Annotated in this window: 24 protein-coding genes and 1 tRNA gene; 11 read left to right on the forward strand and 14 right to left on the reverse strand. The window is 69.4% G+C overall.

The features are described 5' to 3' along the window. Positions 1 to 11: 11 nt before the first annotated feature. Genes MTY59_RS11260 through MTY59_RS11280 form a run of 5 tightly spaced genes read right to left on the reverse strand, consistent with a single transcriptional unit; the run spans position 12 to position 5,489 of the window. On the reverse strand, positions 12 to 1,334 hold the full coding sequence (locus MTY59_RS11260; protein WP_221045707.1) for a DUF58 domain-containing protein: 1,323 nt from the start codon (positions 1,332 to 1,334) through the stop codon (positions 12 to 14). Further along, positions 1,334 to 2,311, reverse strand: coding sequence for an AAA family ATPase (locus tag MTY59_RS11265; protein ID WP_221045708.1), 978 nt, complete (start codon positions 2,309 to 2,311; stop codon positions 1,334 to 1,336). The genes MTY59_RS11260 and MTY59_RS11265 overlap by 1 nt, the downstream gene beginning before the upstream one ends. Continuing rightward, positions 2,308 to 3,447: a DUF4350 domain-containing protein gene (locus tag MTY59_RS11270; RefSeq protein ID WP_431190739.1), complete on the reverse strand. Its 1,140-nt coding sequence runs from the start codon at positions 3,445 to 3,447 to the stop codon at positions 2,308 to 2,310. The genes MTY59_RS11265 and MTY59_RS11270 overlap by 4 nt, the downstream gene beginning before the upstream one ends. After that, a complete protein-coding gene (locus MTY59_RS11275) occupies positions 3,447 to 4,100 on the reverse strand; it encodes a DUF4129 domain-containing protein (RefSeq protein WP_221045710.1) in 654 nt (217 codons plus the stop codon). Before MTY59_RS11275 ends, MTY59_RS11270 begins: the two co-directional genes overlap by 1 nt. A 24-nt stretch (positions 4,101 to 4,124) precedes the next feature. Continuing rightward, positions 4,125 to 5,489, reverse strand: coding sequence for a DUF7847 domain-containing protein (locus MTY59_RS11280; RefSeq protein ID WP_221045711.1), 1,365 nt, complete (start codon positions 5,487 to 5,489; stop codon positions 4,125 to 4,127). Here MTY59_RS11280 and MTY59_RS11285 point away from each other — a divergent pair. Then, positions 5,488 to 5,952 carry a GatB/YqeY domain-containing protein gene (locus tag MTY59_RS11285; RefSeq protein WP_221045712.1) on the forward strand — a complete coding sequence of 155 codons (465 nt, stop codon included), beginning with the start codon at positions 5,488 to 5,490 and terminating at the stop codon, positions 5,950 to 5,952. The two genes, MTY59_RS11280 and MTY59_RS11285, sit on opposite strands and share 2 nt — an antisense overlap. On the opposite strand, the gene MTY59_RS11290 is transcribed toward MTY59_RS11285, so the two are convergent. The 3 genes from MTY59_RS11290 to MTY59_RS11300 all read right to left on the reverse strand — a co-directional run bounded on the left by MTY59_RS11290 (position 5,936) and on the right by MTY59_RS11300 (position 9,032). Further along, a complete protein-coding gene (locus tag MTY59_RS11290; protein WP_221045713.1) occupies positions 5,936 to 7,639 on the reverse strand; it encodes a selenocysteine-specific translation elongation factor in 1,704 nt (567 codons plus the stop codon). The two genes, MTY59_RS11285 and MTY59_RS11290, sit on opposite strands and share 17 nt — an antisense overlap. Beyond that, the gene (selA, locus tag MTY59_RS11295; RefSeq protein ID WP_221045714.1) at positions 7,627 to 8,919 is read right to left on the reverse strand and encodes an L-seryl-tRNA(Sec) selenium transferase; all 1,293 of its coding nucleotides are present in this window, start codon (positions 8,917 to 8,919) and stop codon (positions 7,627 to 7,629) included. Before selA ends, MTY59_RS11290 begins: the two co-directional genes overlap by 13 nt. 18 nt (positions 8,920 to 8,937) lie before the next feature. Then, positions 8,938 to 9,032: transfer RNA gene (locus MTY59_RS11300), tRNA-Sec, on the reverse strand. Positions 9,033 to 9,077: 45 nt separating this feature from the next. Between MTY59_RS11300 and selD the strand changes: the two genes are divergently transcribed. From selD to MTY59_RS11350, 9 genes are all read left to right on the forward strand, one after another. After that, positions 9,078 to 10,079, forward strand: coding sequence for a selenide, water dikinase SelD (gene selD, locus MTY59_RS11305; RefSeq protein WP_415823003.1), 1,002 nt, complete (start codon positions 9,078 to 9,080; stop codon positions 10,077 to 10,079). A 27-nt stretch (positions 10,080 to 10,106) separates the two neighbouring features. Next, the gene (gene fdh, locus MTY59_RS11315) at positions 10,107 to 13,442 is read left to right on the forward strand and encodes a formate dehydrogenase (protein ID WP_250160802.1); all 3,336 of its coding nucleotides are present in this window, start codon (positions 10,107 to 10,109) and stop codon (positions 13,440 to 13,442) included. Continuing rightward, complete coding sequence (locus tag MTY59_RS11320) at positions 13,417 to 14,400, forward strand: 4Fe-4S dicluster domain-containing protein (RefSeq protein WP_221045718.1); 984 nt, start codon at positions 13,417 to 13,419, stop codon at positions 14,398 to 14,400. Before fdh ends, MTY59_RS11320 begins: the two co-directional genes overlap by 26 nt. Further along, on the forward strand, positions 14,397 to 15,482 hold the full coding sequence (gene nrfD / locus MTY59_RS11325; RefSeq protein ID WP_250160803.1) for an NrfD/PsrC family molybdoenzyme membrane anchor subunit: 1,086 nt from the start codon (positions 14,397 to 14,399) through the stop codon (positions 15,480 to 15,482). Before MTY59_RS11320 ends, nrfD begins: the two co-directional genes overlap by 4 nt. Before the next feature lie 46 nt (positions 15,483 to 15,528). Then, complete coding sequence (locus tag MTY59_RS11330; RefSeq protein ID WP_221045719.1) at positions 15,529 to 16,515, forward strand: LLM class F420-dependent oxidoreductase; 987 nt, start codon at positions 15,529 to 15,531, stop codon at positions 16,513 to 16,515. 190 nt (positions 16,516 to 16,705) lie between these two features. Continuing rightward, complete coding sequence (locus MTY59_RS11335) at positions 16,706 to 17,113, forward strand: malate dehydrogenase (protein WP_221045720.1); 408 nt, start codon at positions 16,706 to 16,708, stop codon at positions 17,111 to 17,113. A gap of 31 nt (positions 17,114 to 17,144) precedes the next feature. After that, positions 17,145 to 17,699: a type 1 glutamine amidotransferase domain-containing protein gene (locus tag MTY59_RS11340; RefSeq protein ID WP_221045721.1), complete on the forward strand. Its 555-nt coding sequence runs from the start codon at positions 17,145 to 17,147 to the stop codon at positions 17,697 to 17,699. A 106-nt stretch (positions 17,700 to 17,805) separates the two neighbouring features. After that, entirely contained in the window at positions 17,806 to 18,495 is a 690-nt protein-coding gene (locus tag MTY59_RS11345; protein WP_221045722.1) for a HemK2/MTQ2 family protein methyltransferase, read from the forward strand. Further along, a complete protein-coding gene (locus MTY59_RS11350; protein WP_221045723.1) occupies positions 18,492 to 18,746 on the forward strand; it encodes a CDGSH iron-sulfur domain-containing protein in 255 nt (84 codons plus the stop codon). Before MTY59_RS11345 ends, MTY59_RS11350 begins: the two co-directional genes overlap by 4 nt. Here the strand turns inward: MTY59_RS11350 and MTY59_RS11355 are convergent. From MTY59_RS11355 to MTY59_RS11380, 6 genes are all read right to left on the reverse strand, one after another. Next, entirely contained in the window at positions 18,673 to 19,683 is a 1,011-nt protein-coding gene (locus MTY59_RS11355; RefSeq protein ID WP_221046388.1) for an iron-containing redox enzyme family protein, read from the reverse strand. The two genes, MTY59_RS11350 and MTY59_RS11355, sit on opposite strands and share 74 nt — an antisense overlap. A gap of 82 nt (positions 19,684 to 19,765) precedes the next feature. Beyond that, positions 19,766 to 22,000: a SpoIIE family protein phosphatase gene (locus MTY59_RS11360; protein ID WP_221045724.1), complete on the reverse strand. Its 2,235-nt coding sequence runs from the start codon at positions 21,998 to 22,000 to the stop codon at positions 19,766 to 19,768. Then, positions 21,997 to 22,569: a SpoIIE family protein phosphatase gene (locus tag MTY59_RS11365; RefSeq protein ID WP_221045725.1), complete on the reverse strand. Its 573-nt coding sequence runs from the start codon at positions 22,567 to 22,569 to the stop codon at positions 21,997 to 21,999. The genes MTY59_RS11360 and MTY59_RS11365 overlap by 4 nt, the downstream gene beginning before the upstream one ends. A gap of 46 nt (positions 22,570 to 22,615) precedes the next feature. Further along, positions 22,616 to 23,026, reverse strand: coding sequence for an ATP-binding protein (locus MTY59_RS11370; protein ID WP_221045726.1), 411 nt, complete (start codon positions 23,024 to 23,026; stop codon positions 22,616 to 22,618). Then, positions 23,016 to 23,405: an STAS domain-containing protein gene (locus tag MTY59_RS11375; RefSeq protein WP_221045727.1), complete on the reverse strand. Its 390-nt coding sequence runs from the start codon at positions 23,403 to 23,405 to the stop codon at positions 23,016 to 23,018. Before MTY59_RS11375 ends, MTY59_RS11370 begins: the two co-directional genes overlap by 11 nt. A 22-nt stretch (positions 23,406 to 23,427) precedes the next feature. After that, positions 23,428 to 24,330 carry an STAS domain-containing protein gene (locus MTY59_RS11380; RefSeq protein ID WP_065054536.1) on the reverse strand — a complete coding sequence of 301 codons (903 nt, stop codon included), beginning with the start codon at positions 24,328 to 24,330 and terminating at the stop codon, positions 23,428 to 23,430. Positions 24,331 to 24,490: 160 nt separating this feature from the next. Between MTY59_RS11380 and MTY59_RS11385 the strand changes: the two genes are divergently transcribed. Beyond that, positions 24,491 to 24,859, forward strand: coding sequence for an STAS domain-containing protein (locus tag MTY59_RS11385; protein WP_221045728.1), 369 nt, complete (start codon positions 24,491 to 24,493; stop codon positions 24,857 to 24,859). Positions 24,860 to 24,891 lie beyond the last annotated feature (32 nt).

Genomic DNA, 24,891 nt, shown 5'->3' on the forward strand with positions numbered 1-24,891 from the left:
TCGCCGGCGGGCTACAGGCGCCCGGTCGCCTTCATCGCCAGGTAGTGATCGGCAAGGGCGGGCGCGAGTTCGGTGGGCGGGGCGTCGACGACTTCCACCCCGCTGCGGCGCAGCCGGGTGGCGATCGCGCCGCGGTCGTTGCGGGATCGTTCGGCGGCCGCCGCGTCGTACACCGCCGCGGCATCCGAACGCCCCGCGGCCATTTGGTCGACGCGCGGATCGGAGACCGCGGCCAGCAGCAGGTGATGTTTGGCCGACAGCTGCGGCAGCACGGGCAGCAGGCCCTCGTCGAGCGCGGCCGCGTTGAGGTCGGTCAGCAGCACCACCAGGGAACGTCGGCGGGCGCGCAGCGCGATGGCGGAAGCCATTGCGCGCCAATCCGATTCGACAAGAGTAGGTTGTAAGGCCGCCATCGAGTCGACCAGCTGGGCGAGCAGTTCGGTGCGCGAGGCGCCGAACACGCCGGCGCGGCTCACCCGGTCGTGGGCGAGGAAGTCGACGTGATCGCCGGCCCGCGACGCCAGGGCCGCCAGCAGCAGCGCGGCGTCCATCGACCAATCCAGCCGCGGCCAGCCCGCGGGATCGGCCGCGGTCGGGTCGACACCGACCCGGCCCGCCGCCGTGCGGCCCGTGTCAAGCACGATCACCACCCGCCGGTCGCGTTCGGGCCGCCAGGTGCGCACCACCACGTCGGCGCGACGCGCGGTGGCGCGCCAGTCGATCGAGCGCACGTCGTCACCGACGACATACTCGCGCAGCGAGTCGAATTCGGTGCCCTGGCCGCGTACCAGCGTGGGTAGCAGGCCGTCGATCTCGCGGAGCTTGGCCAGCCGCGACGGCAGGTGCTTGCGGGCCAGGAACGGGGGCAGCACCCGCAGCTGCCCGGGCACCGGTCGCGATCGCTGCCGTCCCGCCAGCCCGAGCGGGCCGATCGATCGGGCGGTCACCACGGTCGCGCGCTGGTCACCGCGACGAACGGGCTGCAGCTGGGTCTGGACGTGCTGGTCTTGCCCGGCGGGGATGTCGATGGGATGGATGCGCGGCCGCGCCTGCGCGCTGGGCGGCCAGGCGTCGCGGATCTGGCCGCGGAACCGGCGCGCGCCGTCGTTGTGGATCAACAGGCCGCACTCCACCTGCTGCCCGAGCCGCGCCGAGCGATCCGGGGAACGCACGTAGCGCAGTTGGCTCGTGCTGGCCGCCAGGACGATGTCGAGGACCACCGCGGTTGCCAGCGCTATCAGCAGGGCCGCGAAAGTGATTGCCGGCCAAGGAGACAGCGCGATAGGCAGGACGCAGATCAGCGCGACCAGCCCGGCGCGTCCGGTCAGCACCACTAGCGGGGCACCGGGACCGACGCCAGAATCCCGTCGAGCACGCCGTCGGGCGTAGCCCCCTCGAGTTCGGCCTCGGGCCGCAGCATCACCCGGTGCCGCAGCGTCGAGCGGGCCATGGCCTTCACGTCGTCGGGTGTGACGTAGTTGCGGCCGGACAGCCACGACCAGGAGCGCGCCGTGGCCAGCAGGGCGGTCGCCCCGCGGGGTGACACGCCCAGTTGCAGCGCCGGGGAGGAACGGGTGGCCCCGACGATGTCGACGATGTAGCCCAGCACCTCGTCGGCGACCAGCACGCTGCGCACGGCGTCGCGGCCGGCCGCCAGGTCGGAGGGTCCGGCCACCGGCTTGATCGCCGACAGATCGCGCGGGTCGAAGCCGTGCGCGTGCCGGTGCAGGATGGCGATCTCGGCGTCGCGCGGCGGCAGCGTCACATTCAGCTTGAGCAAGAAGCGGTCCAGCTGGGCCTCGGGCAGCTGGTAGGTGCCCTCGTACTCGACCGGATTCTGGGTGGCGGCCACGATGAACGGGTCGGGCAGCGGTCGCGGTTCGCCGTCGACGCTGACCTGACGCTCTTCCATCGCCTCGAGCAGCGCGGCCTGCGTCTTGGGCGGGGTCCGGTTGATCTCGTCGGCCAGCAGCAGGTTGGTGAACACCGGCCCGGGCCGGAACACGAACGCGGCGGTGCGCGCGTCGTACACCAGCGAACCGGTCACGTCACCGGGCATCAGGTCGGGGGTGAACTGCACCCGCTTGAATTCCAGCTGCAGCGCCGCGGACAAGGCCCTGACCAGCAACGTCTTCGCCACTCCCGGAACACCTTCCAGCAGCACGTGGCCGCGGCACAGCAGCGCGATCACCAGGCCGCTGACCACGCCCTCCTGTCCGACGACGGCCTTGGCGAGCTCGCCGCGCAACGCCAGCAGCGCCTCGCGCGCCGATTCAGCGGTGGGGGACTGAGCGGTAGTGGGTTGTGTCACGGGTGTGCGACCTGCCTTTCGATTTCGTCGAGCGCACGGGCGAGTTGTAACAGGTCGTTGTCGGTCGTCGGGGGCGGACCGAACAGATGGTAGGAGACGAACGCCGGATCCGAGCCGGTGCGCTGGGCCGCGGTGGTCACCACCGCCGCCGGCGACGCGCCCGCAGCCAGGCCGAGCCGCGGCAGCAGCCGCGCCACCGTGGCGGCACGCAAAGCCGCGGCCGCGCGATCGCGCGCCCGTCGGGACCGGTACAGCCGCCCGCGACCCTCGACGGTCTCCGACGCGCGCACCACCACCGGCAACTCCTCGGCCACCAGCGGTCCGGGCCGGCGGCCCTTCCACATGGCGACCAGCAGCACCACCAGCACCAGTTGCCCGACAATCCAGATCACGTTGGGCGGAATCAGCTGGAAAAGCGTTGCGTTGGGCGAGGATTCACCCTCGATGTGATGGGGTGCGTACCAGATGAGCCGGGGCCGGTCGCCCGCGAGGTTCATCGCCAGCGCGGCGTTGCCCGCCTGCAGCAGGCTGCCGTTGGTCATGAAGTCGGTGCTGCCGACGGCGGTGATGGTGCGTCCGTCATTGCGGAAGCGGATCAGCGCGCCGTCGTAGCAGCGGGTCATCACGCGGCCGTCTTTGGACTCGTAGGTGTTGGTGGCCCCGAATCGGACGGACCCGGCGCGAACAGCCTCGCGCAGAGTGCAATTCGGGTCGAGGTCAAAGCCGTTGGCGCCGGCGACCTTCACGCCCGGCAGCAGCGCCTCGCGGGTCCGGGTGGTCGGTTCCACCAGCAGCAGGTCCGAATGCACGTTGTCCAGCCGGTCCAGCAGCGTGTCGCTGAGATATTGGCTCTGGGCCACCAGGATCAGCGCGTCCGGGCGGGCAGCGTGTTCGACGTCGGCGATGTTGTTGGCCACGACGACGTCGACTCCGGCCCCGCGCAGCAACTCCACCAGCGCATGGGCACCGTCGGAGCCGGTCGACGCGGCGTCCATGCGGGCCCCGGGTCGCGGCGCGCTCAGGTACGCGTCGACGCCGGCGATGACGGCGAGCACGAGCAGGGTGACGAACACCCAGCGCCAGGTGCGCCGACGCCGCGGCGTGGTCTCAGCACCGGCATCGGTGATCGTCGCCATCACCGCACCTGCGCCCATGACTCGGGTGCTTGCGCCCGGCCGGGCTCGAGCGGGCCGCCCTGCCAGCGGAACCGAAGGTGGTCGTCCAAGTCGGTGATCATCCGGTAGGCGTCCTGGGTCCCGGGCTGTTCGCCATAGGTGACGTCGTTGAAAGCCGTTGCCGCTTGCGTTAATTCGCCGGCCAGATGGGGCAACGCGGCACCCGCGTCGCGGGCAAGCTCGTTGGCCGTGCGGCCGGGGGCGGGTGTCCGCACCCCGGTCTCCTCGAGCTGGCGGGCGACGGCACGCAGCCGGTGACGAATCGCGGCGGCCCAATCACTCTCGGCCGCATAGTTTTCCGCGGTCGCGCGATGCTGGGCGGCGGTCAGTTGGGCGGCTTCGAACAACGAGTAGTCGCCACCGCGGCGGGTGCGCATGCTGCGTCGCAGAATGTAGATGCCGACGATCACCGCGATGGCGAGCAGGATGAAAAGCACCGTGGCGGTGAGCCATCCGCCCGGAACCGAGGAAGTCTTCTGCAGCAGCCGGTAGATCAGGTCGTTGATCCAGTCGACGAAATGTTCTCGCGCGGAGCCCTTGGAATAGATCGGTTGGTTGAGCTCGTCCTGCGCGGCGCGGTGTGCGGCATCGCGGTCGATGTCGATGGAAGGCATCCTTGGGCTAGTCCTCGCTCGGCCTTACAGGGGCCGGGTCAGCCAGAGGTTGTCGGTGGACGCGGCCGCATACGGCCCTTGGGCGGCTCCGCTCTGCAGCACCAGGTCGAATGCCTCGGCGCGCATCCGGCGGTCGGTGTACAGCAGCACGATGACCCCCGCGTTGAACGGCGCGGTGATGATCTCGCCGATGGCCGCCCCGACCGACAGAACCGCCGTGCTGACCAGGAACGCCGTGCCGGACGAGGTGATCTGGAAAAACTGGCCGGCGATGCTGAACGGCACCGCGACGGCGTTGGCGACGACGGACGTCACCAGGAACGCGAGCACCCGGATACCCAGCACCCGCCAGAAACCGTTGCGCACCAGCTTGAACGACCGGGTGATGGCGTCCATGACCGGCAGCCGCTCCAGCACGATCAGCACCGGGGCGAACAGCACCACGGTGTACAGGAACACCAGCAGCGCGAGGACGACCAGTACCAGCGGAATGCCCAGCACCACGGCCGACGCGGCGCTGCCGATCGCCGCCAGTACCCCGATGATCACCGCGACCAGCCCGGCGAGGGCCGCGACCACGACGGCTTCCAGCAGGGCCAGGCCGAGCAGGGCCGGCAGTCGCCCGCGGATCTTGGACCAGGTTTCGCCGATGGTGATGGGTGAACCGAAGACGGCCCGCCCGACGATGACGGTGAGCATCCCGGACAGCATCATGCCGCCCAGCCAGCCGACCAGGATGCCGCCGCCCACCGACACGGACCAGGCCCCCAGGACCCCCGAGCTCAGTTGGCCGGGCTGATCGCTGGCGAGCCTGTCGGCCGCGGCCAGCGGCCCGAAGAAGGCGATCTTGGTGACGATCTGCATGATCACCACGACGATGGCGGTCAGGCCCAACGTCGCTTTCGGGTTCGCCCGGACGTAGCCGACCGCGCCGTTGAAGATGTCGCCGAGGGTCAGCGGCCGCAGCGGGATGATCCCGGGTTTGACGGCCGCGTAGCCCGGCGGTGTGCCGAAGGGTGGCGGCGATCCGTAGCCCGGCGCGGGCCCATATCCGGGTGGTGGCCCATAGCCGGGCGGCGGCCCGTAGCCCGGCGGGGCCCCGTAGCCGGGCGGGGGTTGATACCCCGGCGGCGGGCCGTACGCCGGGGGCGCGCCGTACGCCGGGGGCGCGCCGTACGCCGGTGGCGGGCCGTAGCCCGGAGGCGGACCGTATTCAGGTTGTGGGCCGAATGCCGGTGGCGGACCAACCGGATAACCAGGCGGCGGCGCGCTCACCGAACCCCGCGGCCTTTGCAGCCGGGCGCGTCGTTCGTCATGGGCTCCATCCTGTCGGCGACCGGGGCATTTCACAACGTTGACCCCCCGCCCGGCGCGTAGCGTCTCAGACATGGCGGAACTCAAATCCCGGATCCGGACCGACCTGACCGCGGCGATGAAGGCCCAGGACAAGTTGCGAACGGCCACCCTGCGCATGCTGTTGGCCGCGATCCAAACCGAGGAGGTTTCCGGTAAGGAGGCCAAGGACCTCACCGACGAGGAAGTCCTCAAGGTGCTGGCCAAGGAAGCCCGCAAGCGGAGCGAATCCGCGGAGATCTACACCCAGAACGGGCGCGGTGAGCTCGCCGCCAACGAGCACGCCGAGGGGCGGATCATCGACGAATACCTGCCCACCCCGCTCACCGAGGCCGAGGTGGCCGACGTCGCCGACACCGCGATCGCGCAGGTCGCCGAGGAAATCGGCGAGCGGCCGGGGATGAAACAAATGGGCATGGTGATGAAGGCCGCCACCGCGATCGCCGCCGGCAAGGCCGACGGCGCCCGCCTCTCGGCCGCCGTCAAAGAGCGGCTGTAACCACCCGGGTCCCGTCGTCACCGCGGCGCGTCACGCGCCGGGCATCGAGCTGCTCCAGCAACGGCACCGCCACCCGCCGGGTGGTGCCCAGCGCGCGGCGCGCCTCGCTGACGGTGAACGGTTGCGGCAGCGCCGCCAGCACGCCGGCGGCGCGATCCAGGGCATCGGGTCCCAGCACCACCCCGTCGGCGATCCGCGTCAGCCGCCCGGCCCGCACCGCCGCGGCCAGCTCGCGCGGGCCCAGCTTCAGCTCGGCCAGCTCATCGGCCTCGGGCGCCCGGAACGGCTCGGCGGCCAGCCACTCCTCGACCGCGGACACGGCCTTCTCCACCCGGGCCGGCAGGCCCGCCCCCGGCGGACGGACCAACCCGTCGGCCACCTCGAGGCCCGTGCCGTCCAGCAACTTGGGCATGAGGTCGGCGGCGGGCAGCCCGACCTGTTGTCGCAACGTCTCCAGCGGCATGCCCGCCGCGATGTCATGATCACCCGCCCAGCGCCGCACCGCCGCGGCCGCGTCCTCGCGCCGCGCCGTCCACCACCGCGGATCCACCACCCAGTCGCCTACCGGCTGCCCGCGTGCCGGCAGGCCCATGGCGCGCAGGTCCGCCGCCCGCGCGACGTCGGGCGCGGCGACCTCGCCGGTGGCCAGTTCTTCGGCGCGCGCCCGCGCCGCGCCGCGCCGCCGCAACCCGGGCGGGCGGACGTCGAGCACCTCGACGCCCGCCGCGATCCGGTGCTCGCCGGGGTCGCGGAGCAACCCGATGTCCCCCACGCGCAGCGGCAGGGGCCTGGCCAGCCGCAGCCGCGCCCCGGCGGGCCCCAGCCGGCGCACCAGCACCGGCACCGCCGCCGATCCGATGTGCAGCACCAGCTGGCGGTGCAGCGTGTCCGCCGACCGCAGGGCGACGTCGATCTCCGCGGTGTCCAGCCAGGCCCCCGGTGTGCGCACGGTGTCCCCGCGGCCGATGTCGTGCCGGTCAACGCCGCGCAGATTCAGCGCCACTCTGGAAACTGGGCCCACCGCGTCCGCGGCGCGGCCCAACGATTGCAGCCCGCGAACGGTGACGCGCCGTCCGGCGTGCTCGAGCTCGTCGCCCACCCGCACCGTGCCGGCGGCCAGCGTGCCGGTGACCACGGTGCCCGCGCCCCGCACGGTGAAGCTGCGGTCCACCCACAGCCGCACGTCGGCGCCGGGGTCCGGCGCCGGCAGCCGGTCGGTCAGCGCCACCAGTTCGGCGCGCACCCGGTCGAGATCGGTGCCGATGGCCACGGGAATGCCGGCAAGTGATGTGGCGGCAAGCCTTTCGGACGCCTGCGCGGCCGCCGGGCCCGGATCGGCGAGGTCGGCCTTGCTGATCACCAGCAGTCCGTGGCCGACCCCGAGCGCGTCCAGGGCAGCCAGATGTTCCTCCGACTGCGGCATCCAGCCCTCGGTGGCGGCGACGACGAACACCACAGCGGGGACCGCACCGACGCCGGCCAGCATGTTGGCCACGAACCTTTCGTGGCCGGGCACGTCGACGAACGCGAGCTGACGGCCGTCGATCTCGGTCCACGCGTAGCCCAGATCGATCGTCAGGCCGCGGCGCCGCTCCTCGGCCAACCGATCCGGCCGCATGCCGGTAATCCGTTGCAGCAGAGTTGATTTGCCGTGATCGACGTGTCCGGCGGTGGCTAGGACGAACACGCCCGTACCGCCGCGGCCAGCAGCTCGTCGTCCTCGGGCGACACCGTGCACAGGTCGAGCAGGCAGCGGCCGCCCTCGAGGCGGCCCACGACGGGTGGGCTGCCGAGGCGCAGCGCGGCGGCGTAGGACTCGGGCAGGCTCACCGCGGCGCTGCGCAATTCGACGCCGGGCGCCCCGCCGCCCCCGACGGCCGCGACGCAGTCCACCGCCATGGCCCCGGACAGCCCGGCGGCCAGCGACTCGGCCCGGGCGCGCAGCCGCTCGACGTCGGCGGCCAGCGCCTGCGCCACCGGCGGGGGCGGGCCCAGCAGCGTGGCCTCCAGCGCGGCCAGCGTCAGCTTGTCGACCCGTAGGGCACGCGCCGCGGGATGGCGGCGGATCTGCTCGATCAGCTCGGCGCGGCCGAAGAGCAACCCGGCCTGCGGCCCACCCAGCAGCTTGTCCCCGCTCGCGGTGACCAGGTCCGCGCCGTCGGCCAGCATCGACGTCGCGTCCGGCTCGTCGGGCAGCACCGGATGCGGCGACAGCAGGCCGGAGCCGATGTCGACCACCAGCGGTACGCCGAGCCTGCGCAGTTGCGGCGCCAGCGTGGCGACGCCGACGGCCGAGGTGAAGCCGCTGACGTGGAAGTTGGACGGATGCACCTTGAGCACGAAACCGGTCTGCGGCCCGAGCGCCTGGGTGTAGTCGCGCAAGCTGGTGCGGTTGGTGGTGCCGACTTCGCGCAGCCGTGATCCGGTGGATTCCAGCAGCTCGGGGATGCGGAACCCGTCACCGATTTCGACGAGTTCGCCGCGACTGAGCACGATCTCCTTGCCGGGAGCCAGTGCCATGGCGGTCAACAGCAGCGCGGCCGCGTTGTTGTTGACGACGTGCACGCCGCCGGCGGTCGGGACCGCGCCCGCCAGCGCGGCCAGCGCACCCCGGCCGCGGCGCGCGCGCCGGCCCGTCGCCAGGTCGAACTCGACGTCGGTGGCCCCGCCCGCGGCGACCACCGCGTCCAGCGCGGCCCGCGACAGCGGGGCGCGGCCCAGATTGGTGTGCACCACCACCCCGGTGGCGTTGATGACCGGCCGCAGGCTCGAGGCGGTGGCGGGAAGGGCGGCCACGGCCTGCTCGGCGACCTGCTCGGGCGCGATCTCGCCGGCCCGCGCCCGCCGCTGGGCCGCCGTGATCACCGACTTGACCAGATCGCGGCCCAACACCCGCTGCGCCGCGACCAGCCGCGGATCGGCGAGCAGCGTGTCGGTGCCGGGCACCCGTCGGCGTGGATCGCTCATATCGGGCCCGAAAGAACATGGCGGAGGCGGACGGGAATTGAACCCGCCAACGGCAGCGACTGCCGTTCGACGGTTTTGAAGACCGCGCCGGTCACCAGACCGGACACGCCTCCTTCAGCCATGGCGCCAATTGTCGCAGCCCCCGCGGCGCGGGCACCATGGACGCCGTGACGTACCGACTGACTCAATACGCCCACGGCGGCGGCTGCGCCTGCAAGATCCCGCCCGGTGAGCTCGAGGAGGTGGTCCGCGGGCTGAGATCCAACCCGCCGCGCCACGCGGTCGGTGAGCTGCTGGTGGGCCTGGACAACGGCGACGACGCGGCGGTGGTCCGCGTCCAGGACGGTACGGCGCTGATCGCGACGACCGACTTCTTCACCCCGGTGGTGGACGACGCCTACGACTGGGGCCGGATCGCGGCCGCCAACGCGCTGTCCGACGTCTACGCGATGGGCGGGCGCCCGGTGGTCGCGGTGAACCTGCTGGGCTGGCCGCGCGAGGTGCTGCCGTTCGAGCTGGCCGCCGAGACGCTGCGCGGCGGGTTGGACGTGTGCGGCCTGGCCGGCTGCCACCTGGCCGGCGGACACAGCGTCGACGACCCCGAACCCAAGTACGGCCTGGCGGTCACCGGGATCGCCGATCCAAACCGCCTGCTGCGCAACGATTCCGGCAAGCCGGGAACACCGCTGTCGCTGACCAAGCCGCTCGGTGTCGGCGTCCTGAACACCAGGCACAAGGCCACCGGGGAGCGCTTCGAGGAGGCCGTCGCCGTGATGACCACGCTCAACGCCGAGGCGGCCGCCGCGGCTCTGGCGGCCGGCGCCGAATGTGCCACGGACGTCACTGGCTTCGGGCTGCTCGGACATCTGCACAAGCTGGCGCGGGCCAGCGGCGTGACGGCGGTGATCGACTCGGCCGCGGTGCCCTACCTGGACGGCGCGCGCGAGGCGCTGGCGGCCGGCTACCTGTCCGGCGGCACCCGGCGAAACCTCGGCTGGGTGGCGCCGCACGTCGACCTGTCGGCCGTGGGCCGGGACGACGCCCTGTTGCTCGCGGACGCCCAGACCTCCGGCGGGCTGCTGATCGCCGGGGAGATTCCGGGGGCGCCCGTCATCGGCGAGCTGGTGCCGCGCGGTGAGCACACCATCGTGGTGCGCTGAGCGGGCCGATCGCACTAGGGTGAGGACATGGCCCTGCGCAAAGTTTTTCTGGAATGGCCCGTCCTGCGCCAGTTGCGATCGACAGACAAACTCGGCCGCGGCTCGGCGGTGACGTCGAAACACACCCGTGCCCTCACGCCGCGCACCACCACCGCCGACCGCGTCGTGCAAAGCGTGTGCCCGTATTGCGCGGTGGGCTGCGGGCAGCTGGTGTACGTCAAGGATGAGCGGGTCGTCCAGATCGAGGGCGATCCCGATTCGCCGATCTCGCGAGGACGGTTGTGCCCCAAGGGTTCTGCGAGTGAGCAGCTGGTGAATTCACCCGGCCGGCAACTGCAGGTGCTTTACCGGCCGCCCCGGGCGACCGAATGGCAACCGCTGCAGCTGGACACCGCGATCGACATGATCGCCGACCGCTTCGTGGAATCACGCCGAAACAGTTGGCAGGACATCGACAAGAAGGGCAACCTGCTGCGCCGCACCATGGGTATCGCCGCGCTCGGCGGTGCGACCCTGGACAACGAGGAGAACTACCTCATCAAGAAACTCTTCACCGCCGCGGGCGCCATTCAGATCGAGAACCAAGCTCGCATTTGACACAGCGCAACGGTTCCCGGTCTGGGAGCCTCCTTCGGGCGCGGCGGCGCCACCCAATCACTGCAAGACATGGCCAATGCGGACTGCATCGTCATCCAGGGTTCCAACATGGCCGAGTGCCACCCGGTCGGGTTCCAGTGGGTGGAAGAGGCCAGGGCCCGCGGCGCGCGGGTGATCCACGTCGACCCGCGCTTCACCCGCACCTCGGCGGTCTCCGACCGGCACATCCCGATCCGCGCCGGTTCGGACGTGGTGCTGCTCGGCGCGCTGATCAACCACATCCTGTCCAATGACCTGTGGTTCAAGGAGTACGTGGTGGCCTACACCAACGCCGCCACCCTGATCAACGAAAAGTTCAGGGATACCGAGGATCTCGGCGGCCTGTTCTCCGGATTCGACCCCGAGACCGGGCAGTACGACACGTCGAGCTGGGCCTACGACGAGAACGGCCAGATCGAATCCCCCGGCGGCGGTCACACGCACGGCGCCACCGCCTCGGAAAGCGGCGCCGGTCATGAGCACGGCAGCGGCGGTCCACCGCTGGCGCATGCCCGGGTGCAGCGCGACGAGACCCTGCAGCACCCGCGGACGGTGTTCCAGATCCTCAAGCGCCACTACGCCCGCTACACCCCGGAGATGGTCAAGGACGTCTGCGGGATCAGCCGCGAGGATTTCGACTACCTTGCCCAATCCATCGTGGAGAACTCCGGGCGCGAGCGCACCACCTGCTTCGCGTACGCCGTCGGCTGGACCCAGCACACGCTCGGCGCCCAATTCATCCGCACCGCAACGATTTTGCAGCTGCTGACGGGCAACGTGGGCCGTCCGGGTAGCGGCATCATGGCGCTGCGCGGTCACGCCACCATCCAGGGCTCCACCGACATCCCCACGCTGTTCAACCTGCTGCCCGGCTACCTGCCGATGCCGAAGGCGGGCATGCACGACACCTTCGCCGACTACCTCGACGCGGTCGCATCCAAGAAGCAGAAAGGCTTCTGGGCCAACGCCGATGCCTACACCGTCAGCCTGCTCAAGGCGTGGTGGGGGGATGCGGCCACCGCGGACAACGACTGGGCCTACGACTACCTGCCGCGGCTGTCCGGTCCGCACGGCACCTATCAGACCGTGATGGGGATGCTGGACGACGAGGTCGAGGGCTACTTCCTGCTCGGGCAGAATCCCGCGGTGGGTTCGGCCCACGGCCGGATGCAGCGCCTGGGCATGTCACATCTCAAGTGGCTGGTGGTCCGCGACCTCAACCTCATCGAGTCGGCCACCTGGTGGAAGGACGGACCGGAGATCGCGTCGGGCGAACTCAAGACCTCCGACATCGAGACCGAGGTGTTCTTCCTGCCCGCCGCAACGCATGTCGAGAAGGCGGGATCGTTCACCCAGACCCAGCGACTGTTGCAGTGGCGTCACAAGGCCGTCGAGCCGCCGGGCCAGTGCCAGAGCGAACTGCAGTTCTTCTACGAACTCGGCAAGCGGATCCGGCAACGGCTGGCGGGCTCGACCGACGAGCGGGACCGGCCGCTGCTGGACCTGACGTGGGACTACCCGACCGACGAGCACGGCGAACCTGATGGGGAAGCGGTGCTGGCCGAGGTCAACGGGTACCGGATCGGCGGCGCCGACACCGGAAAACCGTTGACCTCCTACACCGAGCTGCGCGCCGACGGGTCGACGGCCGCCGGCTGCTGGATCTACACCGGGGTGTACGCGAACGCCACCAACCAGGCAGCTCGCCGGGTGCCGCACGGCGGTGACTCCCCGAGCCAGTCCGAGTGGGGCTGGGCGTGGCCCGCCGACCGGCGGGTGCTCTACAACCGCGCCTCGGCCGACCCCGACGGCAAGCCGTGGAGCGAACGCAAGAAATACGTCTGGTGGGACTCGGACGAAAAGCGCTGGGTCGGTTACGACGTGCCGGACTTCGTGCCCGACCGGGCCCCCGGCAGCCGGCCCGACCCCGACCTCGGCGGTCCCGACGCGCTGGCCGGGGACGACCCGTTCATCATGCAGGCCGACGGCAAGGGCTGGCTCTTCGCGCCGAAGGGTGTGGTCGACGGGCCGCTGCCCACGCATTACGAGCCGCAGGAGTCACCGGTCGCCAACGCGCTCTACCCGCAGCAGCGCAATCCGGCGCGAATCATGTTCCCGCGCAAGGATAATCTGTTCGCACCGAGCGCCGGTGACCCCGGCGCCGAGGTCTACCCCTACGTCTTCACGACCTACCGGCTCACCGAGCACCACACCGCCGGCGGCATGAGCCGGTGGCTGCCCTACCTGTCGGAGCTGCAACCGGAGATGTTCTGCGAGGTGTCCCCGGAACTGGCCGCCGAACGCGGCCTCGAACCCTACGGGTGGGCCACCATCATCTCGCCGCGCGCCGCGATCGAAGCCCGGGTGCTGGTCACCAAACGGGTCAGCCCGCTGATCATCAACGGCCACACCGTGCATCAGATCGGGCTGCCCTACCACTGGGGCGTGGGTAGCGACGCGGTGGTCAGCGGCGACGCGGCCAACGACCTGCTCGGCGTGACGCTCGATCCCAACGTGCAGATCCAGGAGTCCAAGGCCGGCTCGTGTGACATCCGGCCGGGGCGTCGTCCGCAGGGTGAGGAGCTGCTGCGCCTGATCGCCGAATACCAGTCCCGGTCGGGCGCCACCACCGAGACGGACAATGTACGGATCGACGATGCGGTGTGGGACGTCATCGGGTTGCCGGACACGAGGAGGGCGGATGGGTCAGCTGATCGGACCGACTGACCCGGCCACCGACGCCGGTTGGTCGGATCGCAAGCCGCGCAAGGGGTTCTTCACCGACACCTCGATCTGCATCGGCTGCAAGGCCTGCGAGGTCGCCTGCAAGGAATGGAACCGCAACCCGCGCGACGGGGACCTCGAGCTGTTGGGGTCGTCGTACGACAACACCGGGGCGCTGGGCGCCAGCACCTGGCGGCACGTCGCCTTCATCGAGCAGGACCGTGACCGCATCGAAGAGGCCCGCGAATCCGGTCGCGCACTGATCAATCTCGGCATGCCCGCCATTCCCGGCGCCGCGAAACCCGCGGAACCAGAGCCTGTTTCGCAGCCGCTGCACACGCCGGAATTTCGCTGGCTGATGTCGTCGGACGTGTGCAAGCACTGCACGCACGCCGGCTGCCTGGACGTCTGCCCGACGGGCGCGTTGTTCCGGACCGAATTCGGCACCGTGGTGGTGCAGCACGACGTGTGCAACGGCTGCGGAACCTGCGTGGCGGGATGCCCGTTCGGCGTGGTCGAACGGCGCAGCGACGGCACGTACGCGACGCCGGTGGAGCGCCCGGGGAAGCCGAAAGAGGAATTCGTCACCGGCGTCGCCCAGAAGTGCACCCTCTGCTACGACCGCCTGGTCGAGGACCAGGTACCGGCGTGCGCCCAGACCTGCCCGACGACGTCGATCAAGTTCGGCAATCACGACGAGCTGGTGACCCAGGCGCGCGAGCGGGTCGCGCAGCTGCATGCCGAAGGCCGCACCGAGGCAAGGCTTTACGGCGCCAACGAGAACGACGGCGTCGGCGGGACCGGGTCGGTGTTCCTGCTGCTCGACGAGCCGGAGGTGTACGGACTGCCGCCCGATCCGCGGGTGTGCACGGCCGATCTGAAGACCATGTTCAAGCGGGCGAGCATGGCCGCGGCCGGCATGGTCGGCGCGGCCGCGTGGGCATTCTGGAGCAGCCGGTGAGCACCTCGGAATTCGACAGCTTCCGCCCGCCGGAACCCAAGGGCGGCAGGCGCCGCAAAGGCAGGCGCGCGGGCCGTCGCGGCGGCGGCGACGGGTCACGCGAGATGCCGATGGTTCCCGACGCCGAATTCACCTCGTATTACGGACGTCCGGTGGTCAAGCCGGCGCCATGGGGACACGAGGTGGCGGCGTACCTCTTCCTGGGCGGCGTCGCCGGCGGATCCGGTCTGCTGGCGGCCGGCGCCCAGCTCACCGGGCGAAACACGTTGCGCCGCAACACCAGGCTGTCCGCCCTGATCGCGGTGTCGCTCGGCGCCGTCGCCCTGGTGAAGGACCTAGGCCGCCCCGAGCGTTTCGTCAACATGCTGCGGACGGTCAAGCTGACCTCGCCGATGAGCATCGGCTCCTGGATCCTCAGCTTCTTCTCCGCCGGCATCGGCGTCGCCGCGGCCGCCGAGGTGGACCGGATGACCGGCGAGCGAATCCCGTTGGGCCCGTTGCGGCCCGTCCTGCGCGCCGTGGAGGGACCGGCCGGACTGGAAGCCGCCGTCTTCGCGGCACCGCTGGCCGTCTACACCGCGGTGCTGCTCACCGACACCGCGACCCCGACCTGGAACGCCGCGTATCGGGACCTGCCGTTCGTGTTCGTCAGCTCGGCGAGCCTGGCCGCGTCGGGGTTGGCCATGATCACCACCGGGGTCGCCGAGGCGGGGCCGGCCCGCAAGCTGGCGGTCATCGGCGCCGTCGGTGACCTGATCTCCGCCAGGTTCACCGAGTACCGGATGGACCCGGTGGCCCGGGAACCGCTGCATCACGGCACGCCCGGGCGGCTGCTGTCGCTCAGCGAATGGCTTGCCGCCGCAGGGGGTTTGGGCGCGCTGCTGGGCGGACGCCACCGCGGTGTCGCCGTCCTGTCCGGCGTGACGTTGCTGACGGCGTCGGCGCTGCTGCGGTTCGGCTTCTTCGAGGCGGGCAAGGAATCGGCCGGTGACCCCCGCTACACGATCGAGCCGCAGAAGCGCAGGCTCGCCGCCCGCCGGGCGGCCGGCGTCACCGGGGACTCCATCACCACCGCGGACTGAACGCCGGGGTCGTTTGCGCCCGGAGTAGCCGGGTACTCCGTCACGCATGACGAATTTTGGCTACACTTTGATGACCGAACAGAGTGGACCCAAAGACCTTGTCCGGTATGCGGTTTCGGCTGAAGAGCGCGGTTTCGACTTTCACGTGTGCAGCGACCACTTCTCGCCGTGGCTCACTTCGCAGGGACACGCGCCGAATGCCTGGGCGGTGTTGGGTGCGGTGGCGCAGGCCACCGAGCGGGTCGACCTCTACACCTATGTGACCTGCCCGACGATGCGGTATCACCCCGCGATCGTCGCCCAGCAGGCGGCTACCGTGCAGATCCTGTCCGACGGCCGGTTCACCCTGGGCCTGGGCAGCGGCGAAAACCTGAACGAACACGTCGTCGGCAAAGGCTGGCCGACCGTCACGCGCCGGCAGGACATGCTGCGCGAGGCCATCAAAATCATCCGCGAGCTGTTCGGCGGGCAACTGGTCGACTTCACCGGCGACTATTTCCACGTCGATTCGGCGCGGCTGTGGGACGTACCGGACGTTCCGGTCGGCATCGGGGTGGCCATCGGCGGCACCAGGGCCGTCGACAAGTTCGCCAAGCTGGCCGACCATCTGATCGCCACGGAACCCGAGAACGAACTCGTCGACGCCTGGCACGGCGCCCGCCAGGCCGCCAATCTCGCCGGGGGTGGGCGGGTGGTCGGCCAGATACCGGTGTCCTGGGACCCCGACCGTGACACCGCCGTCAAACGCGCGCACGACCAGTTCCGCTGGTTTGCCGGCGGCTGGAAGGTCAACGCCGACCTGCCGACGCCGGCCGGCTTCGCCGGCGCGACCCAGTATGTGCGGCCCGAAGACGTCGCCGAGACCATTCCCTGCGGTCCTGACCTCGACGCGATCGTCGCGGGCGTCCGGCCCTACTGGGAAGCCGGGTTCACCGACATCGCCCTCGTGCAGATCGGCGGCGAAACCCAGGAACGCTTCCTCGACCAAGCTGCGGAGCCTTTGCTGGCGGCGCTGCGCGACGCAGCAAACTGATCGCAGGTTTGACCGCCGCGCACCCGGGTATCCGGCTCGCAGTCGTGCGCAGCCAGCCGACGCGCGTCGGACGCCGGTGGAGCTGGGACGTGAACCGGGCGTTCCGGCGTGCGTTGGCCTTAACACGCTGCTGCCGACACAGCCGGCCTGCAGGCATCCGCGATCCGGCAAAAGCAGGGGGAGTGAACGTATGAGCGATCAAAGCGGCGACACCACGACCACACTCGTCAAGGCGCTCAGCGGCGCCAGTTTCGGCCTGGGTGTGAGTGAAATGGTGGCCCCGGGGAAAGTCGCCGCCATCGCGGGCGTGGACGACACCGTCCGGTCGCGGCGGGTGATCCGCGCGCTCGGGGTGCGCGAATGCGGCCATGGCGCGGCGCTGCTGGCCGGGCCGCCCCAGCTGGTGTGGACCCGCGTGGCCGGTGACGTCCTGGACATGGCGCTGTTGATCGCGGGTGTGGTCGCCCGCGGGCCGGGGCGCCGGCGCCAGGGTGTCATTTCGGCCACGCTGCTCTCCGGCATCGCCGGACTCGACCTCTACACGGCGTTGCGAACCAGCGGGGTTCGACACGGCGCTCCGCAGCTACGAGCTGTTTGATCCGACGGGTGATGCAGGAAAGGATTCGACGATGTCAAATGAATTGCAGGGCAAGACGATAGCGATTCTGGCGGCTGACGGCGTGGAAAAGGTGGAACTCGAAGAGCCGCGTGCGGCGCTGCAGGATGCCGGCGCCCGGGTGCAGCTGCTGTCCCTGAAGGACGGCGAAATCCAGGCACGCAACCACGATCTCGAACCGGCCGGAACGTTCGCCGTCGACCGAAAGGTATCCGAGGCGTCGGTGGACGAATATGACGGCCTGGTGCTGCCGGGCGGCACCGTCAACCCGGACAAGCTGCGGATGGACAGCTCCGCGGTGTCCTTCGTCCGTGATTTCGTCGGGTCGGGCAAGCCGGTGGCGGCTATCTGCCATGGGCCCTGGACACTGGTGGAAGCCGGTGTGGCAGTGGGCCGCACGCTGACGTCCTATCCCAGCATTCGCACCGATCTGCGCAATGCGGGTGCACGCGTCGTCGACGAGGAGGTCGCAGTCGACGGCAATCTGATCACGAGCCGCTCGCCGTCGGACCTCCCGGCGTTCTGCGCGACCATCCTCAAACAGTTCGCCCATGCGACGGCGGGTTAGCCGCCAAGACTTTCCGGCTGGTCCGTTTGAATTCGCCGGTTTGCGGGCATTATCCCGCCAAGCCGTGATGAACGGCAATCTTTGTAGGGTTCTCGAAAGGCCAACAGTGACAACCACGTATCCCGAGCCCGCTATCTCGCCCGTTCCGAACGTGTATCAGCCGCAAGAGGACTCTCGACTGCTGGTCGACGTGATGCATGACACCGGCCTGATCCCGGGGCGGCGGGTCCTCGACCTGTGCACCGGCAGCGGCTTCGTCGCCATCGCGGCCGCCGCGATGGGATGCGCCGGTGCCACGGCGTTCGACATCTGCCCGCAAGCGGTGCGCTGCGCCCGGGAAAACGCGGCGGTGGCCGGTGTCGAGGTCGATGTGCGCGAAGGATCGTGGATCGCGGCGGTGGATTTAGCGCCGTTCGACGTGGTCGTGTCGAACCCGCCCTATGTGCCCACGCCGCCCGGTGCGGAGATGGAAGAGATCTGCCCGACCGCGGGCCCGTCCTGGGCGTGGAACGCCGGTGTGGACGGCCGGATGATCCTCGACCCGCTGTGTGAGTCGGCACCAAAGCTGCTGCGCGACGGCGGATCCCTGCTGCTGGTGCATTCCGCGCTCGCCGGCGTTCAGCAGTCCCTGGATTCGCTGAAGTGGGCCGGCATGGATGCGAAAGTGATTGCCTCCAAATGGATACCGTTCGGCCCGGTGATGTCTTCCCGGGCGGAGTGGCTGGAGGAGGTCGGCCTGATCCCGCGCGGGCGCCGGGAAGAAGAGCTGATCGTGATCCGCGCGGAGAAGCGATGACCACCACCCGGGTGCAGGTGGTGCCCAACGGCCCGGTGCTGGTGTCGGGTCCGGTGCGCATCGAGATGCCCGGCGGCGTGGTCGTCGAATCCGACCGCTTCATGGTGGCCATCTGCACCTGCCGCCGCAGCGGCCGCTACCCGCTTTGCGACACCAGCCATCGCCGGTGCCGGCGCCTCAAGACGCCGGCAAGCCCGTCTGCTCCAGCGGCCTCCGCAGCGACGTCTGATTCCGCCCCCACGACGTCATAATCCGTTCTGCCAAGCGGTCTTCGACTGCCGCATGGGCACGGATGCCGAAGATGACGTCGTGCTCGAGCCGTGGATCCTGGGCGACGAGATCGCCCACCACATCGTTGCGCACGACGTGTTCGTGCACCGCGTCGGCCTCGACGTGTTCGCTGTAGAACTCGATGCAGGCCGCCGGTGCCTGCAGGCGACGCAAGGCCTTCACCATGCGCTGCGATCCCGGCGGTGAGGTGATCTCCGTCGAGGCGAAGTGCCCGATCGCCGCGCCGCGCATAGAGCGGTGCAGACCGAACAGTGACATGAGGTTGACCACCGCCAAGGATTCGGCGGGCACCGAGTCGACGTAACCCCAATACGTGGCGTCCAGACCCGCCGCGCTCAGCAGGTCGGCGAACAGCTGCTGGTGCAGCCGCGATCCCCGTCCGGCGCCGTATTCGTCGAATTCGATTGCCACAAACGCCGCTTTCGCCACGCCCGTCAGGCGCGGGATGGCAAAAGCATGCGGATCGCCCTCTTTGAGGTGGTACAGGGAGCGATGTACGAAGTATTCGCACATCTGCTCCCAGGTTCCGGTGTCACGCAGGTAATACGACGGACCGGTGCCGTCGACGGGTTCGACCGTGAGCGCTTCCATCTCGGCTGCCGCCGTCTGATCGGGATCGATGTGCCCGACGTCGCGGCGCACGCCGGCCAGGAACACCCGCTCCAGTTCGGCGCGCAGCCCCAGCAGCGCGGGATTCCACTCCCAGGCAGGGTCCACGCCGGCGAGACCGCGGTAGTGCAGCTCGTAGCACATCGACAGCGCCAGTTGCAGATCAAGGCCGTAGGGATCGGAATCGCGCACCGAGGAGCCGATACGCGCCAGGTGGTCGACCGACGGTGGACCGGCCAGCGCGCAGCGCACGGCTGTTGACAGGGGCCCGTGCGCCGCAGGCAGCATGGGTTCGGTCAGTGTCGATGCGTGGGTCACGTCGGTGTCTACCCGCTGCGCGGGTCGGGCAAACGGCGGGGCAGGCCGGCCGCTAACGGCCGTCACGCGCCTCAGACGGCCGTTGAGGCAGGCGGAAGGTGATGTCCGCGGTGGTGCCGCCGGCCGTTTTATCGAGCTCCATCGAGTCGCTGAGCATCTGCATCAGCGGTAGGCCGCGTCCGCCGTTGCCCGGGGGGATGGCCGGCGCCTTCCACGACCCGTAATCGGTGATCCGGGTGCGCACTTCGCCGTCGGCGATACTTACCTCGAGCAGCATGGTTCCGGCGGCGAATCCACGGTAGGCGTGTTCGACACAATTGGTGCACGCCTCGTTGACGACCAGCACGATGTCGGCGGCCCGGTCCTCCGTCACGCCACCGGCGTGCAGCCAGTCGGCCAGGCGATGCCGGATGAGGACCAATTGATCCGCGGTGGCGCCGGTCTCGATCCGCAGGGGCGTGTGCTGGTGCCGGTAGATCACCATCGCGACGTCGTCGTCATACCCCGCCGCCGGGGAAAGTTCGCGAAGCACCACGTCGGCGACGGTATCCAGCGGCGACGTCATGGTCTGTGCCAGAACGTCTGCCGCACGGGCGATTCCGTCATCGATCGACTCATGCTTGCGTTCGACGAGCCCGTCCGTGAACAACATCAGCGTCGAGCCGGGCGGCAGCACCTGGGTGGTCTGCGGACGCGGCTCGGTGCGGCGGACCGCCAGCGGCACCGACGCGGCATCGGTCAACATCGTCGTCGTGCCGGGCTCCGGGCCGGCCAGCACGGCCGGCATGTGGCCGGCGTTGCTGTACTGCAGCACCCCGGTCTCGGTGTCCAGGATCGCCAGGAACACGGTCGTGCAGTACGCGTTCGGGATGAGCGAGGCCGCCGAGTCCAGCTGATCGAGCAGCACGGCGGGCTCGGCGCCGTTGATCAGCAACGCCCGCGCGGAACTGCGCAGCTGACCCATGATCGCGGCGGCAGGCAGGCCGCGACCCACGCAGTCTCCGACGACGATGCCGATGTGGTGTTCACCGATCGGCAGCACGTCGTACCAGTCACCGCCAATCTCCAAGGGCGGCACCGCGGGTTCGTAGCGAACGGCGAAACCCGGCGGCGGCTGAACCGGCGGGAGCATGGCCCGTTGCAACGTCAGCGACGTCTCACGCGCGCTCTCGAACTGGCGCACGTGCTGCATGGCCAGGCTCAGGTGCCCGATGAGCACGGTGACCAGCAGCCGATCCTCCCCGCTGACCCAGCGAGGGGTGCGCAGCTCCAGCCACAACGCCAGGTCTCCGGTACCGGAGAGCACCGCGATCAACCCCTGTGCCTTGCCGGGATGGTCAGGTTCCTCAATCGTTCTCGCCGTCAACGGCAGTTGGTGACGCGCATCTTGAAAAGTATTGCGCAACCATGGATCCAGCGTGCGCCACGATAAGGCCGAGGACTCGCCCGCCACTTGGACCGTCGGGTCGCCTTCGCCGTTCGGCCACGATACCGCGATCACCCGTTGCACATCGATTGCCGTTCTGCACTCCTCGAGGGTTATCGACAGCAGCTCGTCCACGCTCTTGGCGACCGCGACAGCGGTGGCCAGACGCAGCACCGCGCTTTCCCGGGCCGCGAAGGCGCGCTCGGCGGTGACGTCACGGATCGTTCCGACGTAGATGTCTCGATCGCTGCCGGATTCCTTGACCGCGTTGATGCTGAACTTCACCCACGCCAGATGCCCGTCGGCATGGCGGATCGGTGTTTCGTAATCGGCCCTGCCGTGGCGCAGAACCAGCGTTACCTGTTCGGCTGCCGTCTTCGTGTCGACCATCCAGGGGTGCGGCCACCGGTACGGCAGGCCCTCGTGGGGAAACCCGAGGATCTCGATGAAGGCGTTGTTTATCTCGACCACGGAGCCCTCGTGATCGGCGACGAAGAAGCCTTCCTGCAGCGAATTCACCAGTGCGGTGCGGAATTTGTCGCGGTCGGCCAGCCCCTCGGCGCGGGCCCGCTGCTCGGCGTAGCGTCTGTTGCCGTCGATGAAGCCGCGCGTCGCGACGTCAAGGGGAACCAGTAGCTGCAGGAGGAACTCCAGCGCGATCGGAGCATCGATGCGCACGTCTTGCGAGATTTCGAATACCAGGCGGACATGTTGCTCGACGATGTCGAGCAGGCTGATCTGCTCCTTTAGGGCCCTGCGCCCGAGCTCGTTGCCGACCGACAGGCTCGCCTCGTCGTGTGAGGCCAGATAGGCGCGCAGCGCGGCCTCGTAATGCTCGTGAAAGTCGGTGTCGTCACTCAAATCGATACACCCCTGTGACGCGCCGCCAACACCATCGCATCGTCGGTCTCTTTCGCGTCCTTGCCGAGCAGCCCTTCGGCGATAGCGACAGCGGTGGCCGAGAAGTCGATGTGGTCCAGATAGTCTTCGGCGATTCCGTCGGTGCTCATCACGATCAAGTCGCCGGGGCGCATCGGAACCACTTGCGCCGGCCTGATTTCCGGTATGCGATAGCCGACGATGCCTCCGATAAGCCGTGCGCTGGAACGAATCTCGATACCCGTTGGCACCTTGGCCACCAGGTCGGCGGTGACATTGCCGACGCCGGTCCAGGTGATCGTGTTGGCGGCAAAATCCACCCGCGCCAACGTCATTGCGACTCCGCGGGTGCCGACCAACACGCGGTGGCAGAGCTGGATCAGCACCTCGACCCGCTCGGAGCCGGCGCGGGTGACCACGTCGACGGCGCGCAGCGCGGCTTCCGCGGCGGCCGGCCCATGGCCGAGGCCGTCCACCACCCCGAACAGCGCGGCCTCACCGCCGACATCGACTGCGATACCCCGGTCACCGGAGGTGTATTCGCTGGGCAAAGGCCGCCCCGCCCTTGCCCATTCGATGGGTCCGAACCGACCGCTCTCATGCACGAGGGGGGACCCATTTCCACATTTCGATGACGGTTCCCTGTCCCAGCGTGGACGCGACGACGAGCCGGTCCATCAGGCGGCGGGCGCCCGGCAAACCCAGGCCCAGCCCGCGTCCGGTTGTATAACCGTCTTCCATCGCCCGTTCGATGTCGGCGATGCCGGGCCCCTGATCCTCGGCGCGCACCACCAGGGCCTTGCGTCCCTCCCGGTCGGCGATGGCGACCCGGACAGCGCCGCGGCCGGCGTAGCTGGTGATATTCCGGGCGATCTCGGAGATCGCCGTGGCGATCATCGTGACGTCGGTCAGGGAGAATCCCAAATCAAGGGCGAGCTCGTGTCCGGCTTTGCGGGCTTCGACGATGTCGTCGGGGTGGTCGATGGCGACGACGATATCAGCCGCCACCGTCGAGCCCGATCGTTGACTTCCCCGCTCCGCCTCGGCGATTGAGCAGCGCGAGGCCCTCTTCGAGATCCAGTGCGGTGTTCATGTCGTCGAACTCCAGGCCAAGCTGGACCATCGCGAAGGCAACCTCCGGCTGCAATCCGACGATCACGGTGTCCGCGCCGCGCAGCCGGGTCATGTGCGCAATCGTCCGCAGCGACCGGGCGGCGAAGGAATCCATCACGTCGATGGCGGTGACGTCGACGATGATGCCCTGCGCGCGGAACTGGCTGACCCGTTCCATCAGGTCGTAGCGGAGGCGTTCGGCGTCGGAGTCGGTGAGGGCGGCCTGTACCGACGCGATGAGGATCGAGCCCTGTTTCAGGATCGGTACTGGCATGGGGTGCTCGCGTCGATGGTGGTTATCCGGTCTGCTCGCCCGTGCGGGTCACCTCATAACCCAGCAGGCGTTCGGCTTCCTCGATCCCGCCCTGCAGGTCACCGACGGCGTTCATCTTCGACAGGTCCAGCCCGATCGTCACCAGCGTCAGCGCGATCTCGGAGGACAGGCCGGTGATGATCACGCTGGCGCCCATCAGGCCGGATGCGTCGACCGTCTGCACCAGGTGGTTGGCCACCGTCGAGTCGATGGTCGGCACACCGGTGATGTCGATGACCACCACTTTGGCGCGGTTCGCGCGGATGGCCCGCAGCAGCTGTTCGGTGACCTGGCGGGCGCGCTGGCTGTCCAGCACCCCGATGATCGGCAGGATCAGCAGCTGTTCACGCACCTGCAGCACCGGCGTCGACAACTCGCGGATGGCCTCCTGCTGCTGGCGGATGATGCGCTCGCGTTCCTGCACGAAGCTGACGCCCACGGTGTTGGCGATGCGGTTGGCCGCCGGCTCGTAGGCGTCGAGGACGCGGTTGAGCATCTCGAACTCGGTCTGATACTTCTCGAATAGCGAGCGGGCGAGCACGTCACGCAGCAGCAGGACGATGCCGAGCACCTCGTCGGTCTCCACGCCTCGCGGAATGATGCGTTCGGACAGGTCACGCGCGTAGGCCTGCAGCGCCTCGACGCTACCGGTCTCAAGCACCTCGACGTAGTTGTCGTAAACGGCCGTGGCTTCGGAGAACAGCTCCTCCGGCGTCATGGCGGTGAGCAGCTCGGCCTCGGTGATCCGGCGGGCCCATTCCTCTCGCAGGACGGTTCGATTCTGCCGCAGATGCTGGACCAGCTGGGGAAGGAGCCCCTCACTGGAAATGCCGACGGTCTGTGCTGCAGTGCCGGTACTGTTGAAATCCGACGGCGAATCTGACATCTGGCCTCCCGAGTGCCACGTCGCGCCCTGCGGTCTGCAGTTCCTGTTGCGAGACTAGCGTGGGTTGTCGCGGGGCACGTGTAGAGGGCATATTCTTCTCGCAGTTCGGTAACGCAGGCTAGGGTTGTAGCACGCCACGGCCCAGGACAAAGGATTGCCATTGTCAGCTCCTGACTCGATTACCACGTTAGTTGAGGACCACGACGGCGTGTCCGTGGTCAGTGTCAGCGGCGAAATCGATTTGGTCACGGCCCCGGCCCTGGAACAAGCCATCAGCGCGGTCGTCGCGGACAGCCCCGCAGCACTGATCATCGATCTCTCCGCGGTGGAGTTTCTCGGCTCGGTCGGCCTGAAGATCCTGGCGGCGACCTTCGAGAAGCTGGGCAACCAGACCGGGTTCGGCGTGGTCGCGCGCGGCCCGGCCACCCGCAGGCCGATCCATCTGACCGGCCTGGACAAGACCTTCCCGCTGTACCCGACGCTCGACGACGCGTTGACCGGGGTGCGCGACGGCAAGCTCAACGGCTAGCTACCCACCCGTCGGCCTGGCGCCGTCCAAAC

The organism is Mycobacterium senriense, from assembly GCF_019668465.1.
Lineage (GTDB): Bacteria > Actinomycetota > Actinomycetes > Mycobacteriales > Mycobacteriaceae > Mycobacterium > Mycobacterium senriense.